This window comes from Type-C symbiont of Plautia stali, from assembly GCF_059730935.1.
This window is the reverse complement of record NZ_AP035924.1, coordinates 581,635-598,079: the sequence shown is the minus strand read 5'-3', so window position 1 is coordinate 598,079 and position 16,445 is coordinate 581,635. Positions and strand designations below refer to the sequence as shown.

Annotated in this window: 14 protein-coding genes; 5 read left to right on the top strand and 9 right to left on the bottom strand. The window is 59.9% G+C overall.

Annotated features, from left to right (window positions below; all coding sequences use genetic code 11):
* The first annotated feature begins 117 nt into the window (after positions 1-117).
* Complete coding sequence (gene ahr / locus AC6I7J_RS21935; RefSeq protein ID WP_021508873.1) at positions 118-1,134, top strand: NADPH-dependent aldehyde reductase Ahr; 1,017 nt, start codon at positions 118-120, stop codon at positions 1,132-1,134.
* 68 nt (positions 1,135-1,202) lie between these two features.
* Here ahr and AC6I7J_RS21930 read toward each other — a convergent pair whose 3' ends face one another.
* From AC6I7J_RS21930 to glsB, 3 genes are all read right to left on the bottom strand, one after another.
* On the bottom strand, positions 1,203-2,942 hold the full coding sequence (locus AC6I7J_RS21930; RefSeq protein ID WP_498007345.1) for a DUF2534 family protein: 1,740 nt from the start codon (positions 2,940-2,942) through the stop codon (positions 1,203-1,205).
* A gap of 65 nt (positions 2,943-3,007) precedes the next feature.
* Positions 3,008-3,424 (bottom strand): DUF2946 domain-containing protein, encoded by a 417-nt coding sequence (locus AC6I7J_RS21925; protein WP_498007344.1) that lies wholly within the window; start codon positions 3,422-3,424, stop codon positions 3,008-3,010.
* 467 nt (positions 3,425-3,891) lie between these two features.
* Positions 3,892-4,815: a glutaminase B gene (glsB, locus tag AC6I7J_RS21920; protein WP_282954467.1), complete on the bottom strand. Its 924-nt coding sequence runs from the start codon at positions 4,813-4,815 to the stop codon at positions 3,892-3,894.
* A gap of 297 nt (positions 4,816-5,112) precedes the next feature.
* On the opposite strand from glsB, the gene clcA reads away from it, so the two are divergent.
* Complete coding sequence (clcA, locus tag AC6I7J_RS21915; protein ID WP_081315776.1) at positions 5,113-6,516, top strand: H(+)/Cl(-) exchange transporter ClcA; 1,404 nt, start codon at positions 5,113-5,115, stop codon at positions 6,514-6,516.
* Positions 6,517-6,569: 53 nt separating this feature from the next.
* Here clcA and AC6I7J_RS21910 read toward each other — a convergent pair whose 3' ends face one another.
* A complete protein-coding gene (locus tag AC6I7J_RS21910; RefSeq protein WP_031279972.1) occupies positions 6,570-7,796 on the bottom strand; it encodes an MFS transporter in 1,227 nt (408 codons plus the stop codon).
* Positions 7,797-7,955: 159 nt separating this feature from the next.
* Here AC6I7J_RS21910 and AC6I7J_RS21905 point away from each other — a divergent pair, with 159 nt between their 5' ends.
* Entirely contained in the window at positions 7,956-8,303 is a 348-nt protein-coding gene (locus tag AC6I7J_RS21905) for an ArsR/SmtB family transcription factor (RefSeq protein ID WP_104093428.1), read from the top strand.
* Positions 8,304-8,523: 220 nt separating this feature from the next.
* A complete protein-coding gene (gene sfnG, locus AC6I7J_RS21900; protein ID WP_498007343.1) occupies positions 8,524-9,618 on the top strand; it encodes a dimethylsulfone monooxygenase SfnG in 1,095 nt (364 codons plus the stop codon).
* 2 nt (positions 9,619-9,620) lie between these two features.
* Here sfnG and AC6I7J_RS21895 read toward each other — a convergent pair whose 3' ends face one another.
* Complete coding sequence (locus AC6I7J_RS21895; protein WP_498007342.1) at positions 9,621-10,811, bottom strand: CynX/NimT family MFS transporter; 1,191 nt, start codon at positions 10,809-10,811, stop codon at positions 9,621-9,623.
* 308 nt (positions 10,812-11,119) lie between these two features.
* On the opposite strand from AC6I7J_RS21895, the gene AC6I7J_RS21890 reads away from it, so the two are divergent.
* Positions 11,120-11,653, top strand: coding sequence for a sterol desaturase family protein (locus AC6I7J_RS21890; RefSeq protein ID WP_022547228.1), 534 nt, complete (start codon positions 11,120-11,122; stop codon positions 11,651-11,653).
* Here the strand turns inward: AC6I7J_RS21890 and crtB are convergent.
* From crtB to AC6I7J_RS21870, 4 genes are read right to left on the bottom strand one after another with little or no spacing between them, the layout of a single operon-like run.
* On the bottom strand, positions 11,592-12,521 hold the full coding sequence (crtB, locus tag AC6I7J_RS21885; RefSeq protein ID WP_498007341.1) for a 15-cis-phytoene synthase CrtB: 930 nt from the start codon (positions 12,519-12,521) through the stop codon (positions 11,592-11,594). The genes AC6I7J_RS21890 and crtB overlap by 62 nt on opposite strands.
* Positions 12,518-13,999 (bottom strand): phytoene desaturase, encoded by a 1,482-nt coding sequence (locus tag AC6I7J_RS21880; protein ID WP_058770350.1) that lies wholly within the window; start codon positions 13,997-13,999, stop codon positions 12,518-12,520. Before AC6I7J_RS21880 ends, crtB begins: the two co-directional genes overlap by 4 nt.
* Positions 13,999-15,165: a lycopene beta-cyclase CrtY gene (gene crtY, locus AC6I7J_RS21875; RefSeq protein WP_498007340.1), complete on the bottom strand. Its 1,167-nt coding sequence runs from the start codon at positions 15,163-15,165 to the stop codon at positions 13,999-14,001. The genes AC6I7J_RS21880 and crtY overlap by 1 nt, the downstream gene beginning before the upstream one ends.
* Complete coding sequence (locus AC6I7J_RS21870; RefSeq protein WP_498007339.1) at positions 15,165-16,442, bottom strand: glycosyltransferase; 1,278 nt, start codon at positions 16,440-16,442, stop codon at positions 15,165-15,167. Before AC6I7J_RS21870 ends, crtY begins: the two co-directional genes overlap by 1 nt.
* Positions 16,443-16,445: the final 3 nt, after the last annotated feature.

Sequence of the window (16,445 nt, the reverse complement as noted above, 5' to 3'; positions counted from 1 at the left end):
ATGCTCTTCTTTCTCCGTTGCGCTTAACAGACTCTAATTGGCTGAAATTTAATCATAATCAGGCAATATGCTCTGCTAGACTTCCCGGGTTAACAACGCTGAAAACAGAGGACAGTAATGAAAATCAAAAGTTATGCCGCACACAACGCCGGTGATGCGCTGGTACCGTACGAGTACGAAACCGGTCCGCTGGCGGCGGAAGAAGTGCTGGTTGAGGTCGATTACTGCGGTGTGTGCCATTCTGATTTGTCGATGATTGATAACGAGTGGGGCATTTCCTCTTATCCGGTCATTGCCGGTCACGAAGTGATTGGTCGCATCAGCGCACTCGGCGATGCGGCGCAGGACAAAGGATTGAAGGTCGGGCAGCGCGTGGGTATCGGCTGGACCGCGAAAAGCTGCCAGCACTGTGATGCCTGCATCAATGGCGAGCAGGTCAACTGTGAGAACGGTTCAGTGCCAACCATCATGAACAAAGGCGGTTTCGCCAGCCATCTGCGCGCCGACTGGCAGTGGGTGATTCCGCTGCCGGAATCCATGGACATCACCTCTGCCGGTCCGCTGCTGTGCGGTGGGATTACCGTGTTTAAACCGCTGCTGATGCACCATGTAACGGCCACCAGCCGCGTCGGCGTTATCGGTATTGGCGGCCTCGGCCATATGGCGATCAAACTGCTGCGCGCCATGGGTGCTGAAGTTACGGCGTTCAGCTCGAATGCCAGCAAAACCGAATCCATCAAAGCCATGGGCGCCGATCGTGTGGTCAACAGCCGCGATCCGCAGGCGCTGAACGCGCTGGCCGGGCAATTTGATTTGATTATCAGCACCGTAGCCGTCGATCTGGACTGGCAGCCGTACTTCCAGGCGCTGGCTCCGCACGGTAAGTTCCACACCGTGGGCGCGGTGATGAAGCCATTTGAAGTGCCGGCGTTCAGTCTGATTCTGGGCGATCGCGCGGTAACGGGTTCTTCTACCGGTTCACCGGGCCAGCTGCGTAAGCTGATGCGTCTGGCGTCACGCGCCGATGTGGCACCGCAGGTGGAAGAGTTCCCGATGTCAAAAATCAATGAAGCGCTGGATCACGTACGCGCCGGTAAAGCTAATTACCGCGTGGTGCTGAAGGCCGATTTCTGAGGCGGATAACACGCTGACATTTGTCAGACAAAACGGCGGATGGGGGATCGTCCGCCGTTTTTTACGCCTTATCCCTGCGAATCATCCTTTTCGCCGAGGAAGAAATACCACAGCGGAATCGACATCAGCGCGGTGAACACCGCGGTGTAAAGCGCGATCATAAAGCCCTGCGTCAGATACATGGTCAGCGTCCAGTGGCTGAACGGGATGCCGTATTGATCGATCACGCCGCCGATAATCGCATTGCTCATCACCGTACCGACAATCAGCGCCAGAATAAACAGCCCACGCAGGTAGTAACGCATCTCCTTGCGTTTCACCGTGAAGCGCGCCCGCACGATACCGAGCGGCGACTGCTGCGCGGCGAGAATTTCCGCTTCGCTCATCGGCGCACGTTGTTGTCTGCGCCAGCGCAGTACGTCCACCAGCACGAAGGCCAGCAGGCTGACGCCCATCACCGGCAGGGCATAACCGAGCGCCAGCGCCAGCATCAGGCAGACCCCTTTGGCATAGTGCGGCAGCGCCAGCCAGCTTGCGCTCAGGGTTTGCGCCGGGCTGGCCTGATCGAGAGCCGGGCGGCGCAGCCACCACATGCGATAACCCAGCACAATCATGCTGCATAAACCCAGGCCAAACAGCGCCAGCAACAGCTGATTAGGCCAGCCAAACAGCACGCCCATGTGCGCATCGACACCCCAGCGCGTCAGTTTTGCCACCAGCGGGAAGCGATCAAACCAGACGTGATCGACAATCGCGAAGCTTTGCGGATTCACGGACACCGCATCCACCTGCGTGGGCCAGCTGCGATCAATCTCACTCACCGTCCAGGTTTTGCCCTCGCTTTTCGGCTGGCGCAGCTCCACTTTAGCCGCGCGGATGCCATCCTGACGTGCCGCCGCCAGCACGCGATCCCAGTCAGCGTCGGCGGCATTTGCCGGCAGTGACTTCGCCGGCTGCGCCGCCGGTTTCGCCATCGACGACATCGGCATGCTGGTCATGTCCATGTCCGGCATACTGCGGTGATCGGCGTGAGGATCCGCCGGCGCGGCGGGCGCATCACCGCTGAGCGACGTATTCACCTGTGGCGTCAGCCAGTTAAGCTCGGTGCGCATCTTATCGATATTGCTACCTGCCCATTGTGACCAGGTGAGGCCGGTAACGGAGAAGAACAGCAGCCCGAGAAGCAGCGTCAGCCCCAGCGTGATGTGCCAGTGCCGGGTGAAGGCAAACCCCTTTCGCACGGTTTTCAGCCGGCGTTTTGGCCGCGTGCCCAGCCACAGCAGCACGCCGCCCAGCGCGGCCACCCACAGCCAGCTCGCCGCCAGTTCGCTGTAGTTGCGACCAAAGTCACCGAGTAACAGGCTGCTGTGCAGCAGATCGAGCGTGGTGCGCAGCGGCAACACGCCACTGGTGCCGTATACCGTCATGTCGCCGGTTACTTTGAGGCTGTAGGGATCGATAAATACCGCGCGCGACTGCGACGGACCGAGTGTGGCATCGCTGAACTGTACGCGCGTGGTATCGCGCGCGGCGGGCGCAGGTCGAACCGCATAAATGTGCTGATTTTCGCCCGCATAGGCGCGTGCCGCGGCGATCTGCGCCGAGAGCGGTTGCGCATTGCCCTGCGGCTGTGCGGTGAGCGCATCGGCGTAGATCAGATTTTCCAGCTGCGGCGTCAGCACATACAGCGTGCCGCTGAGCGCCGCCACGAAGATGAACGGCGCGACAAACAGGCCAATATAAAAATGTAAGCGGCGTAGCAGATTAAGCACCGCGCCGCGCGGTGCTGCAGAGTGAACAGCAGACAAAGCCGTCTTCCTTCCGATAAGAGAATGTCAGGGCACAGCGCAGGCGTTGTACCGATTAATGAGATTCAGCAGGAAAGAAAAGCCGGTGGCGCGCGCGGACGATGGGTACCGCTGAAGCGGCGCGGCCGGGGTGCCACCAGCGGCGGCAGCGGTGGGGCGCGCGAGATCACCAGCATCAGCCAGATGAACGGGATAAACACCCACATCATCAGCGGAACATGCACCAGCAAATCACAATAGCCGCAGGCAATTTCGCCGTCGTCCATGTTGTGATGCATCATGCCCGGCATCGCCATCTCCATCGGCATATCGTGATGGTGCATTGGCATGGCAGATGAAGGGCTGTGCGACGCCACGGGGTCAATGCGCGTTTGCCGCTCCAGCAGCGTTTTCGACACAATCGGCGCGACGAACAGCAGCAGCACCGCCACAATGGCGACGCAGGCGGTCAGGCGCTGGCGAAAGTGATAGGAAAACGTCATGGCAAATACTGAGTGCTTCAACAAATGAGGCCGAAGTGTAACGCGATTGCCGCACAAGGGTTAATAAAAGTGAGGCCGGGAGCGACAAAATTCGCACCTTTTGAAAAGGGTCACTTAACGTGGTGCGTCTTTTAACTTAATTGCAACCTGATGAGTACATTAGAGAAACACTATTTCTCATTGCTGAAGGATGAGTGGAGTCTGATGGCAAGAACTGTCATTGCTCAGAATTTGTGGTCGCCATTAATGGCGACCCTACAAGGTATTTGCACTATTTACACAGGGTGCGCATCGATCCGCACCGATATAAACAGGTCACTTGCAACTTTATTGCACGCCATCGATCGCAATCAGCAAGAAATTACACGATTTCCGTAGGGTGCGCATTTATGCGCACCGATATAAACGGGCGGCTCATTGTTTAACTCTTTTCATTTACAGGGAAGACTCTCAGTATGAGCCGGGCCTTAAAATATCGATCTCCCCAGCCGCTCCGTGAGTTTCTCCAGCATGGCGGTGCCGGCCAGCGAGTTACCGGAATGATCCAGCGCCGGTGACCAGACGGCAATACTCATCTCACCGGGAATCACTGCGACAATCCCGCCGCCGACGCCGGATTTAGCCGGCATGCCCACGCGCCAGGCAAACTCTCCGGCGCCGTCGTACATGCCGCTGGTCATCATCAATGCGTTCACCTGCCGCGCCTGGCGTGCAGAGATCACCGTCCACTCATCATCCAGCGTGCGACCGTGATTGGCGAGATAGAGAAACGTGCGCGCCAGTTCGCTGCAGCTCATCGCTAGCGAGCAGTAGTGAAAGTAGGTTTCCATTACTTTACTGACGTCATTATGAAAGTTGCCAAACGACTTCATCAGCCAGGCAATGGCGGCGTTACGCGCCGAGTGCTCATATTCAGAGCGCGCGACCGCACGGTCATACTGAATGTCCGGCTGCTGTGCCAGACGACGCACAAACTCCAGCATGCGCTGGCGTGGCGCGGTGAGTCGGCTTTCCAGCAAATCGCACATTACCAGCGCGCCGGCGTTAATGAATGGATTGCGCGGCTTTCCCTGTTCCAGTTCAAGCTGCACCAGAGAATTGAATGCCTGGCCGGATGGCTCTTTGCCCACGCGCTGCCAGATCTCGGCGTCCTCGTACAGCGTCAGCGCGACGGTAAGCGACAGGACTTTGGAGATGGACTGGATTGAAAAACGCGTGCCCGCATCGCCGGCCTGATAGCTGCGTCCATCGGCGGTGGCAATGGCGATGCCCAGTTGATCGGCATCCACGCCGGCCAGCGCCGGGATATAATCTGCCACTTTCCCCTGACGGGTGAGGGGGCGTACGTCCGTGACAATCTCTTCAAGCAATGCATTACTGAGTTCCGACACCTTGTGGCTCCGGGGTGACTAATCCTGGCGCGATCATGGTGATTTGCCGTCGGCGCGTCAATCCACCGCGCAAAATTCTGTGAGCATGCTGCAGCAAGCCTGCACCGCGTAGCGGATTTTCTGCCCGGTTTGTTGCGCCCGATCGCAACCCAGCCTGGCGCCTACGCCACATCGCGCGGCCTGAGGTAAAATTATGTTGCGAATGATTGAGTTACCGATCAGGTAATTTTGGTTATGCTAAGCCCAAACTCTTTCCGGCGCTGCCAATGCGCTCAACAGTTGTAATTGAGGATGACGATGTCTGCCTTACCTGATGCCACCGAGCCTGCCAACGCGATGCGCGCCGGGCGCTTTATGCTGCTGCAAAAACTGCTGCGACGCGATAAAACCCCGCTGGCATTGCTGCTGCTGGCCGCGCTGGTCGGTATCCTTACCGGGCTGGTGGGTGTGGCTTTCGATCGCGCGGTCAATTTTATTCTCCACCTGCGGATCGGCTGGCTGACAGAGCGTGCGGATAACCTGGCCATGGCGTTGCTGAGCGCGTTTTTTATTTCGGCGCTGCTGGGCGGCATCGGCTATTTTCTGGTGCGCCGCTTCGCGCCAGAGGCGGGAGGCTCGGGCATTCCGGAAATCGAGGGCGCGCTGGAAGAGCTGCGCCCGGTGCGCTGGTGGCGCGTGCTGCCGGTTAAATTTATCGGCGGCATGGGCGCGCTGGGCTCTGGCATGGTGCTGGGACGCGAAGGACCCACGGTGCAGATTGGCGGCAACATCGGTGGTATGTGCCTCGATCTGTTTCGCGTGCGCGATTCTGAATCACGCCATACGCTGCTGGCGACCGGTGCCGCGGCGGGGCTTTCGGCGGCGTTCAACGCGCCGCTGGCCGGCATTTTGTTCATTATCGAAGAGATGCGCCCGCAGTTTCGCTATAGCCTGATATCGATAAAAGCGGTGTTTGTTGGCGTGATCATGTCGAGCATTGTCTTTCGCGTGCTCAACGGTAACGAAGCCATCATTAATATCGGTCAGCTGCGTGACGCGCCCACTGAGACACTGTGGCTCTATCTGGTGCTGGGTGTGCTGTTTGGCGGCTGCGGCGTGGCGTTCAACCGGCTGATATTTCTCGCACAGGACCAGTTTCAGCGCCTGCATCTCGGACGTACCGGGCGCTGGGTGCTGTTCGGTAGCCTGCTGGCCGGACTGTGCGGCGTGCTGGGTTTACTGCTGCCGCAGGCGGTGAGCGGCGGAACGACGCTGATTCCGGATTTCGCTACCGGACACTATGGCGCGCTGGCGCTGTTTGCTCTCTTCGCGCTGCGCACGCTGGTCACCATTTGCTGCTTCTCTTCAGGCGCGCCGGGCGGTATTTTTGCGCCCATGCTGACGCTGGGCACGCTGCTGGGCACCTGCTTTGGTCAGTTGAGCGCCGACTGGTTCCCGCATTATCAGCTGGAAGCCGCCACCTTTGCCGTCGCCGGGATGGGCGCGCTGTTCGCCGCCTCGGTGCGCGCGCCGCTTACCGGCATCGTGCTGGTGCTGGAAATGACCAATAACTATCAACTGATTCTGCCGATGATCATCACCTGCCTGGGCGCAACGCTGGCGGCGCAGTTCTTTGGTGGCAAACCGCTTTATTCCTCAATCCTGGCGCGCACCCTGGCCAAAGCACAGCTCACTAACCGCGCCAGCGCCCGGACGGAATAGGTATTATCCCGGCTTATCGAAGCGCGACTAAAGCCGGGTGGAAAGATATCACCTCACGCCCGGCTTTTAACCCATCTGATGCGCTGGCTGAGGCTCCAGAGCATCAGTGCGGCGAGGGCAATGCTGCCGAGCACGGCGAAAGCGACCTGATAAGACCAGGCGGCGGCGATGCTGCCGGTCAGTGCCGGGCTGCATGCCGCGCCCACGCCCTGCATCAGCATGACGAAACTCTGGCCGGCATTGGTGTGTCCGCTGCCGTCAAGCACGCTGACGATGTAGCCCGGTACTGCCACGCCCAGCAGCCCGGCGGCCAGACCATCAAGAATCTGTACCGGTACCATCGCATAGGTGCCATCGAACAGGGAGGCGATGCCGGCACGCACCGGCAGCACCACCAGCGCGAGGGTGATCAGCAGCGGGAAACCGAGGCGGCTGGCGTTTCGGGCGGCGAATAACGCCACGGGAATCATCACGCATTGCGAAATCACCACGGTTGCAGCGGTATAAACACCGGGGCTGAGCTGTCCGCTGTGCGTTGCCGCCGCGCGAATGCCCAGCATCGGTAACAGCGCGGCGTTGCCGAGGTGAAACAGCAGCAGCGTCAGTCCGGTAATCAGCAGCACCGGATTGCGTAGCAGGGCAGAGAAACCCGGAAGCTCTGCGGCCTGCTGTCCGGCACCGCCGCGCGCCGCGCGGTCATCGATCGCGTTACGCTGAATGGCGGCCACGGCAAAACATGCGCACAGTGCCATCGCGGTCATCAGGATAAAAACCGCATCGGTGCCCCACAGCCAGACGGCAAACCCGGCAAACAGCGCGGCAGTCATATTGCCACCATGATTGAACGCCTCGTTCTTACCCATCTGCTGGCTGAACCCCTGAGAGCCGGTCAGGCCGAGGGTCACGCCGGTCAGTAATGGGGCAATAAGCGCGGCCGCGAGGCCGGTAACCACCTGCGAGCCCACTACCACTCCACCGTATGGAAACCACCACAGCATCAGGGTGGCCAGCGTAATGAGCAGTGAGGCCAGAATCAGCAGCCCTTTTTTATGGTGCGTGGCATCGGTTGCCAGACCCGCCGGCAGCGTAGCCAGCAGACCGGCTAAACCGCCGGCAGTCATCGCCCAGCCAATATCATCCGCTCTCCAGCCATGCTCAGTAAGAAAGATCCCCAGGAAAGGGCCCAGTCCATCCCGCACGTCGGCCATGAAAAAATTGACCAGACACAACGCCTGGAGGGACCGCAAAGCAGCGGGATGCGCTATCGGATTTGCATTCATGTTGTGATGAAGAAAGAGTGGAAGATGGTGACAAGCATAGAGCAGCAATGTGACATCGTAAATTAGCGCAGCGCGATTGGCGCACCGCTCGTACTGCGCTATACATCGCCCGCCGACTCACGGATAATTTGCTGTCTTACGCCTTTACAGAGATAAGCAATGCTGGAAAATCATCCGTCGCGTGACGCCATCAGGCTGGAGAATGTGCTGGCCGCGCTGGGCAATCCGATGCGCATGGCGGTCGTCGCGCTGCTGGCACAGGGGGAGGAGCGCAGCTGCGGTTCGCTGCTGCAAGGCGTATCCAAATCAACCTTAACCCACCACTGGCGGGTACTGCGTGACAGCGGCGTAATCTGGCAAAAACCCTCTGGCCGCGAGAATCTGCTGTCACTGCGACGCGACGATCTGGACGCGCGCTTTCCTGGTCTGCTTGATGCGCTGCTCAGCGCCGCCGTTGACGATGCCGCCACCCGAAGCGCGCTGCAGGCTTTTCAGCACGCGGAGTAGCGCCCTTTTCGCCGGAGCGGCTGCAATTGCAACAGCCTGGCGACAGCGGCTGCTGCATCCGCAACAGTCATTCCTCATCCTCTCCTTCAATTAGCCCGCAAATCAGGCGCTTAATCTCTGCCAGGAACTGGCACGCTCACTGCATAGCCTCTTATAGCCAAAAGCATTAATGAAGATAATTTTCCATTAATCCAGCTATAAGAAGTCTCAGGAGAAACCTATGTCACAGGTAAAACCGCTGCAGTTTGCTTACTGGGTGCCTAATGTTTCAGGGGGTTTAGTTATCAGTCAGATCGAGCAGCGCACGCGCTGGGACGCGGAGTACAACCGTGAACTGGCGAAAATCGCTGAACGCGCTGGCTTCGATTATGCCCTGACGCAGATTCGCTTCACCGCTGGCTATGGCGCTGATAATCAGCACGAATCAGTCACCTTCTCTCAGGATCTGCTGAGCCACACCACAAAACTCAAAGTGATTGCCGCGCTGCTGCCGGGGCCGTGGAACCCGACGCTGGCGGCGAAGCAGATCGCTACCATCAGCCATCTGTACGGTCCGCGCATCGCGGTGAACATTGTCAGCGGCTGGTTTCGCGGCGAGTTCAAAGCGATTGGTGAACCCTGGCTCGATCACGAAGAGCGCTATCTGCGTTCGGAAGAGTTTATTCGCTGCCTGCGCGGCATCTGGCGTGAAAGCAGCTTCAGCTTCGCCGGAGATTTTTATTCCTTCCGCGACTACGCGCTCAAGCCTAAACCACTCGATCCGCTACCGGAAATTTTTCAGGGCGGCAGCTCGCGCGCCGCGCGGGATATGGCGTCACGGGTGTCTGACTGGTACTTCACCAACGGCAATACGCCACAGAGCGTACGCCAGCAGGTAGACGATATCCGCGCCAAAGCCGCCGTCAATCAGCACGCCGTTAAAATCGGCCTGAATGGTTTTGTCATCGCCCGCGAGAGCGAACAGGAAGCCCAGGCGGTGCTGCAGGAGATCATCGCCAAAGCCAATCCGGATGCGGTGAAAGGCTTCCAGCATGAGGTGAAAAATGCCGGCAGCGCGTCGCCGGAAGGCGAGGGCAACTGGGCCAAATCCTCCTTTGAGGATCTGGTGCAATACAACGACGGTTTCAAAACCAATCTGATTGGCACGCCGCAGCAAATTGCTGAGCGCATCATGGAGCAGAAACGCGCTGGCGTGGATTTACTGCTGCTGGCGTTTCTGCATTTCCATGAAGAGGTGGAGTTCTTTGGGCGGGAAGTTATCCCACGCGTGCGCGAACTGGAACGACAGGAGGCGCTTAACGCCGTCACGGTCTGAGGTCAGATAGCGCGGTCGCGTCCGGCCAGCAGCGCCATCGCCATTTGCAGCGCGCTTACCGCCAACAGCATCAGCAGCGGGAGCTGCCAGCTGCCGCTGACATCATGCAGCATGCCGAAGCACAGCGGCCCCAGCGCTGCCAGCCCGTACCCCACGCACTGCGCCATGCCGGAAAGTTTCGAGGCCTGGCGATGGTCCCGGGTGCGTAAATTAAACAGTGACAGGCTGATCAGCAGCGAGGCGCCCGCACCGAGGCCTGCCAGAATCAGCCACAACAGCGACCATGCGGGTGCCAGCAGCAGGCCGGTCACCGCGATGAAAATCGACAGCGAGGCCAGTAGCCCGATCAGACGCTGATCGCGCAACTGCTTCAGCGCCCGCATACAGGCCAGATTGGAGGCGATCGCCACAATTTGATAGATGAACAACATGCCGCCCGCCTGGAGTTGACTGATGCCATTATCCTGTGCGAACGGGGTAAACCAGCCAATCAGGGTATAAAACAGTAACGACTGGCTGGCCATGAACAGCGACACCTGCCAGCCGATCGCAGAACGCCACGGCGAACGCGTTACGGTGACCTCTGTCGCGCGCTGCTCATGCGTCGCGGGATTTTTCAGCTGCGGCAGCCATGCCAGCAGCGCGACCAGCGCCGGAATCAGCCAGACCGCCAGCGACAGACGCCAGCCGGCGCTGCTCAATTCGGCCAGCGGCACGGCCACGCCGGAAGCAATGCTGGCGGTGATGCCCATGGTCATGGCATACAGCCCGATATAACGCGCGGTGTGCGCGGTGTAATCCCGCTTAATCAGCGGCGGCAGCAGAACGTTGGCTGCCGCGATCCCGCTGCTGAGAATCAGCGTCCCCAGCCACAGTGCCGTTTCGCTGCCGCTGATTCGCAGCAGTGAACCCAGGACGATCAGGAGTAACGCCCCCCACAGACTGCGCTCCAGGCCAAAGCGATTGCCAAACCAGGCGGCTGGCGGTGCCAGCGTGGCAAACATCAGCAGCGGTAAAAAGTTAATCACGCCGGCAGCGCTGGCGCTCAGGCCAAATGTCAGGCGAATATTTTCCAGTACCGGCCCGGTGGCGGTGATGGGCGTGCGTAAGTTGGCGGCGGTCAGTAACAGCAGCAGCAGGAAAAAGCCGGAACGACGCAGGGCAGAATCAGTAGATAAAGCGGTATGGGACATGTTTGCGCACCATAGAAATGAGGCAGAAAGTCTCTGCATATGGTGCGTTGATTGACGTTAACGCGTACGCAGCAGCCTTGACCGCTGAACCGCTGGCTATACTAACCAGCTGTTAAATCGATGTAAAGCAGACCCACCCGGCCGCCATGCAGGATAACCTTCTTGCCGCTTTGCTTGTCTGACGGTGATAGCACGCGTCCGTGAGCTGGCTGGTATTTACGCTGCCGGTGCGTTTTTTTGCCGGGGACTTGCGCCTTTCGCTATCCACGTCCACCTTTATACTTTCACTCTTCGCAAATGGACCAATGATGCTCTGGTTATGGAATGCGCTTATCCTGCTGGCTACCGTGATACTGATGGAGATCGTCGCGGCGCTGTCGCATAAATACATTATGCATGGCTGGGGATGGGGCTGGCATTTGTCGCATCATGAACCGCATGAGAGCAAATTTGAGCTCAACGACCTGTATGCCGTGGTGTTTGCGCTGCTTTCGATTGGCCTGATTTGGCTGGGTGTCAACGGTGTCTGGCCGCTGCAATGGATTGGCGCTGGCATGACGACCTATGGCGCGCTCTATTTTATGGTGCATGACGGTCTGGTCCATCAGCGCTGGCCGTTCCGCTATATTCCACGCAAAGGCTATCTGAAGCGATTGTATATGGCGCACCGCATGCATCATGCGGTGCGGGGACGGGAAGGCTGCGTTTCCTTTGGCTTTCTTTACGCCCCGCCGCTGCACAAGCTGCAGGCGACGCTGCGCCAGCGCCATGGGCGTCGTGTCAACGCGGACGCTGCCACAGACCGGCAGGACGCGCCTGGGGATGAGCAAGGCGCGAAGTAAGCGCGACGCCGGCACCTTTCACCAGCAGCGCCAGCTTTTCGCCTTTACTGGTGCGCTGGCGCGCATCCCACGCCCGGGCACCGGCGTGCTGCACTTTTACGCCAATTTCCCGGTAAACGCCGCGCGCGGTGGCGATCGCCCACGCCGAACGGAGCGGCAGTCCGGGCAGCCCGCTGCGCGCTGACTGATAGTACGGCTCGGCCTCGTGCACCAGACGCGCCGCCAGCGGGGCCAGCGCTGCGCGATGTTGCGGATCGGCAAGCTGGGCGGCGCTCAGTCCGGCCTCATCCAGCCAGCTTTGTGGCAGATAGCAACGGCCATTCTCCGCGTCCTCAACGATATCCCGTGCGATATTGGTCAGCTGAAACGCCAGACCCAAATCACAGGCGTGATCGAGTACGCGCTCATCACGTACGCCCATCACGCGCGCCATCATTAACCCCACCACGCCGGCCACGTGATAGCAGTAACGCAGCGTGTCCCCGAAACACGCGTAACGTTCTTCACGCGCATCCATCGCAAATCCTTCCAGATGATCAAACGCCAGCTGCTGGGGAAGCTGATGCGTCAGCGCCACTTCCTGAAAGGCACGAAACGCTGGTTCATCCATGTGGGCACCGCTGTAGGCGCGGCGGGTTTCGATTTGCAGGTGGCGCATCCGTGCCTGGGCATCCGCCACCGCGTGCTGTGTGCCGCCTTCTCCCAGCGTCTGACCATCTATCACATCGTCACAATGACGACACCATGCGTACAGCATCAGCGTACTGCGGCGCGTTGGAGGATCAAACAGCCGGGTAGCGCTGGCGAAACTTTTGGAGCCCAGCGCCATGGTTTGCGTGACCTGCTCAATCAGCGGCGGTTGGTTCATCCGGTCAGATCCTCCACCATCAGCTGGGCGGTCGCTTTCGCGGAGCCAATCACGCCTGGCACACCGGCACCGGGATGCGTGCCAGCCCCCACCAGATAAAGGTTAGTGATGTCGGCATCGCGGTTATGCGGCCGGAACCAGGCGCTTTGCGTCAAAATGGGTTCGAGCGAAAACGCTGAGCCCTGATGCGCGTGCAGCGTGTCGCGAAAATCAAACGGCGTAAACATACGGTGTGTCACTAACTGCTGTCGCAGACCCGGCATATAGTGCTCCTCCAGATAAGCAAAAATGCGATCGCGCAAGCGCGGTCCTTCCTGTTGCCAGTCAATTGCGGCGGTACCGAGATGCGGCACCGGCGCCAGCACGTAAAAACTGCCGCAGCCTGCCGGTGCCAGCGACGGATCGCTGGAGCAGGGCGCGTGCAGATACAGCGAGAAATCTTCCGCCAGCTGGCTGCTATTGAAGATCTCATCGATCAATTCACGATAGCGCGGACCAAAGCACACCGTGTGGTGCGCCAGCTGCGGGTGTGCATGATTAAGACCAAAATAAAGTACAAACAGCGAGTTACTCATCCGCTTGCGCTTCAGCGTCGCCGCGCGTTTACGCGCTGCAGGATGCTGGCTTAACAGGCGATCGTAGGTATGCACCACGTCAGCATTTGACGCAACGGCGGCGGCGGCAAAACGGCGCCCATCCTTCAGCTGTACACCGCTGATGCGGTTACCCTCGGTCTCCAGCTGGCTGACTTCGGCGTTGAGCAGCAGTTCACCGCCCAAATCGCGAAACAGCCGCGCCATGCCATCAACCAGCGCGCCGGTACCGCCGCGCGGAAACCACACGCCCCATTCGCGCTCCAGTGCGTGAATTAAGGTATAGATCGAAGACGTTGCAAAAGGATTACCGCCGACCAGCAACGAGTGAAAGGAAAAAGCCTGGCGCAGATGATCGTCCTGAATAAATTTCGCCACCATGCTGTAGACACTGCGCCAGGCCTGCAGCCGACCCAGCTGTGGCCCGGCACGCAGCATGTCGCGGAAATGCAGAAAAGGCACAGTGCCAAGTTTCAGATAGCCCTCACGAAACACATCCTGTGAATAGGCCAGAAACTGGCGGTAACCGGCGACATCCTGTGGGTTAAAAGTAGCAATCTGCTGCTCCAGCTGCGCCTGATTGTTGTCGTAGTCCAGCTGCCTGCCGTCTTCCCAGCACAGGCGATAAAACGGCGTTACCGGCATCAGGTCGACATAATCACTGAGTTGCTTGCCTGCCAGCGTAAACAGCGCCTCGATAGCGCTGGGATCGGTAATCACCGTCGGACCGGCATCAAAGGTAAAACCCTGATCCTGATACACATAGGCGCGCCCGCCAGGCTTATCGCGCTGCTCCAGCAGCGTGACCGGCACGCCGGCCGCTTGCAGACGAATCGCCAGCGCCAGGCCACCGAAGCCTGCGCCAATCACATAGGTGCGTTTCATTATTTCTTCCCTGGTAACGGAGAGGTTATCATCAATGCGCGCAGCGCTTCGCCGAGAGGGACCGGCGGTTTGCCGCACAGAATGCGTGCTTTATCGCTGAGGCGCAGTTGCCCGGCGTAAAAGCGGCTAATCAATCCGGCGTCAAGCCGGTAAAAACGCTGCATCACGCGCCAGCGCTGTTCAGGCCGTCCGGCAAGAAACAGCATGCGATTTAACAGACGGAAAAAGCGCTGCTCGCGCCAGTGCTGACGGGCAAAGGATTCGATGCAGTGGCTCAGCGTATGGGCATCGGCGGGCAGCGTGCTGGCAATCATCTCCGCCAGCGCCACCGCGGCGGGCAGCGAGTAACCGGTAGTGGCGTGAAATAGTCCGGCGCGCAGCCCGCTGCACGGTTGTCCGTGCTGCTGTTGCCAGAACTGATCGATATCGCCGCTGAGCGTGATCGGCAGCGAACCGTGCTCCTCGCGCATCAGCTGGCGCAAATTCCAGCCGCGCTGGTGGGCATAATCCGTAATGTGCCGGCGCGCCTGTGCGGCATCCAGCGTGGCATGGTTGATGTAATGGGTATCTTCAATCAGTAAACGGCTGGCGCTGAGCGGCAGGGTGTAAACAAAGCGATAACCCTGCTGCTGATCGACGCTGGCGTCCATCAATATTGGCTGCTGCAGGCCATGCGGCGCGGCCAGCTGCCACTCCTGACCGACAAATGCCTGATAGCCGAGCTGCAGATGCGGTGTCGGCTGCAGCCCGCGTCCGTCAATCACCGCCTGCGCCTGTAACATCCCGCCATCCGCCAGTCTGACTCCGGTGGGCGAGACGTCGCTGACCGGCGCTGCGGTGCGTAGCGCGGTACCGAGCACCTGCTGTAAGTGCCGGGCAAAATCCTCCGAGCCAATGGAGCAATATTCACCATCCAGCTGGCGACGCAGGGTGGGGAAGCGTACCTGATAACCGGGCCAGCGCGCCGAAAGCAGCGGCTCGAGCCAGCGAAACTGCGCTTCGCTGACGTCTTCGCGATGGAACGACCAGGTATGATTGCCGGCCGGCTGCGCCTGGCTCTCCAGCAGCAAAATTTTAAGTGCGGGCTGCAGCTGGCGTAAACGCAGCGCAATCAGCCCGTTAGCCAGGCCGGCACCGACCAGAATGACATCATAAGGTGCGCGCATCAGGTGGCCTCCGCCAGCACGATTTGCTGCTGACACAGCGCCTGCTCGACAATATCCGCCGCGCGCGTACAGCCACCGGCCCGCTGCAGCTGCGCCTGAATGGCTGACATGCGCAGACGATAGCGATCGTCACTCAGCAACTGTTGCAGGTGGTGCTCCAGCTGCGCGACGCGGCTGAAACGTGAGGCGCGCCGGCCGACGCCGTGCCACTCAATACGTGCCGCCACGCCGGGCTGATCGAAGGCGATCGGCAGCGCCAGCATCGGCGTGCCGCATTCCAGCGCTTCCAGCGCACTGTTCAGACCGGCGTGAGTGATAAACAGTTGCGCATGCTGCAGCGCCGCCCGCTGATCCACAAAATCGGTCACCCACGCAGCACCGGCCAGTCTGAGCTGATGTGCCTGGCTGGCAGTCAACCCGCCGCAGTGTGCCACCACCAGCGACAGCTGCTGATTGCGGCAGGCCTGGGCCAGATGCAGAAACAGGCGAAAACGATGCCCCTGTAGCGTGCCCAGCGAGGCATATACCACTGGCTGGCGCAGCGCTGGCCAGGGTGCGGCGAGCGCGCCGGTAGCGACTGGAGTCCGCAGCGGGCCCACGCTGTGATAGCAGGCTGGCAGTTGCTGGCGTGGAAAATCAAAAGCGGGCACCAGTTGACTGATTTGCGCCAGCGGCGACAGACACTGATGTAAGCCATGGCGCTCGGGCAGGCCGAAGGCGCGCGCATGACGAGCGATCACAGCGCCATGACGACGCATGATGCGGTCGTAGATGTCGCTGCTGGCCTGATAGCGCTGCAGCGCTTTCTCATCCTGAGCAAAGCGAAAGGGCATTACCGCCAGCGGAATGGCCGCTTCACGATTGACCGGCAGCGCGCAGGCCACCGACACGAATGGCAGCTGTAACGCCTCTGCCACCAGACCGCCAGCCGCTTCCATTTGGTCGGCAATCACGCCATCGACCTGCAGGCGTTTCAGCACCGCGGGCAGTTCGCGGCACAGCATATCGGTGGTGCTGGCCAGATCGTGAATCACGCGAAACAGCGACAGCCCGCCCGGTGCGGCCAGCCGCCTGAGTTCGCTGGAGAGCGATCCGGCAGGATGCGTGCGCTCGCCGACGGCCACAAAGGCAATACGCTCGTCGCTCAGCAAGGTGCGTGCATCGCTTTGCTGAATAAAGGTGATGCGGTGTCCGCGCGCCAGCAGCGTTTGCGCCAGCGCCTGCAATGCGTGAAAGTGGCTGTAGAGCGGTGGTGCAATAACGGCAAAATGCCCCATAGG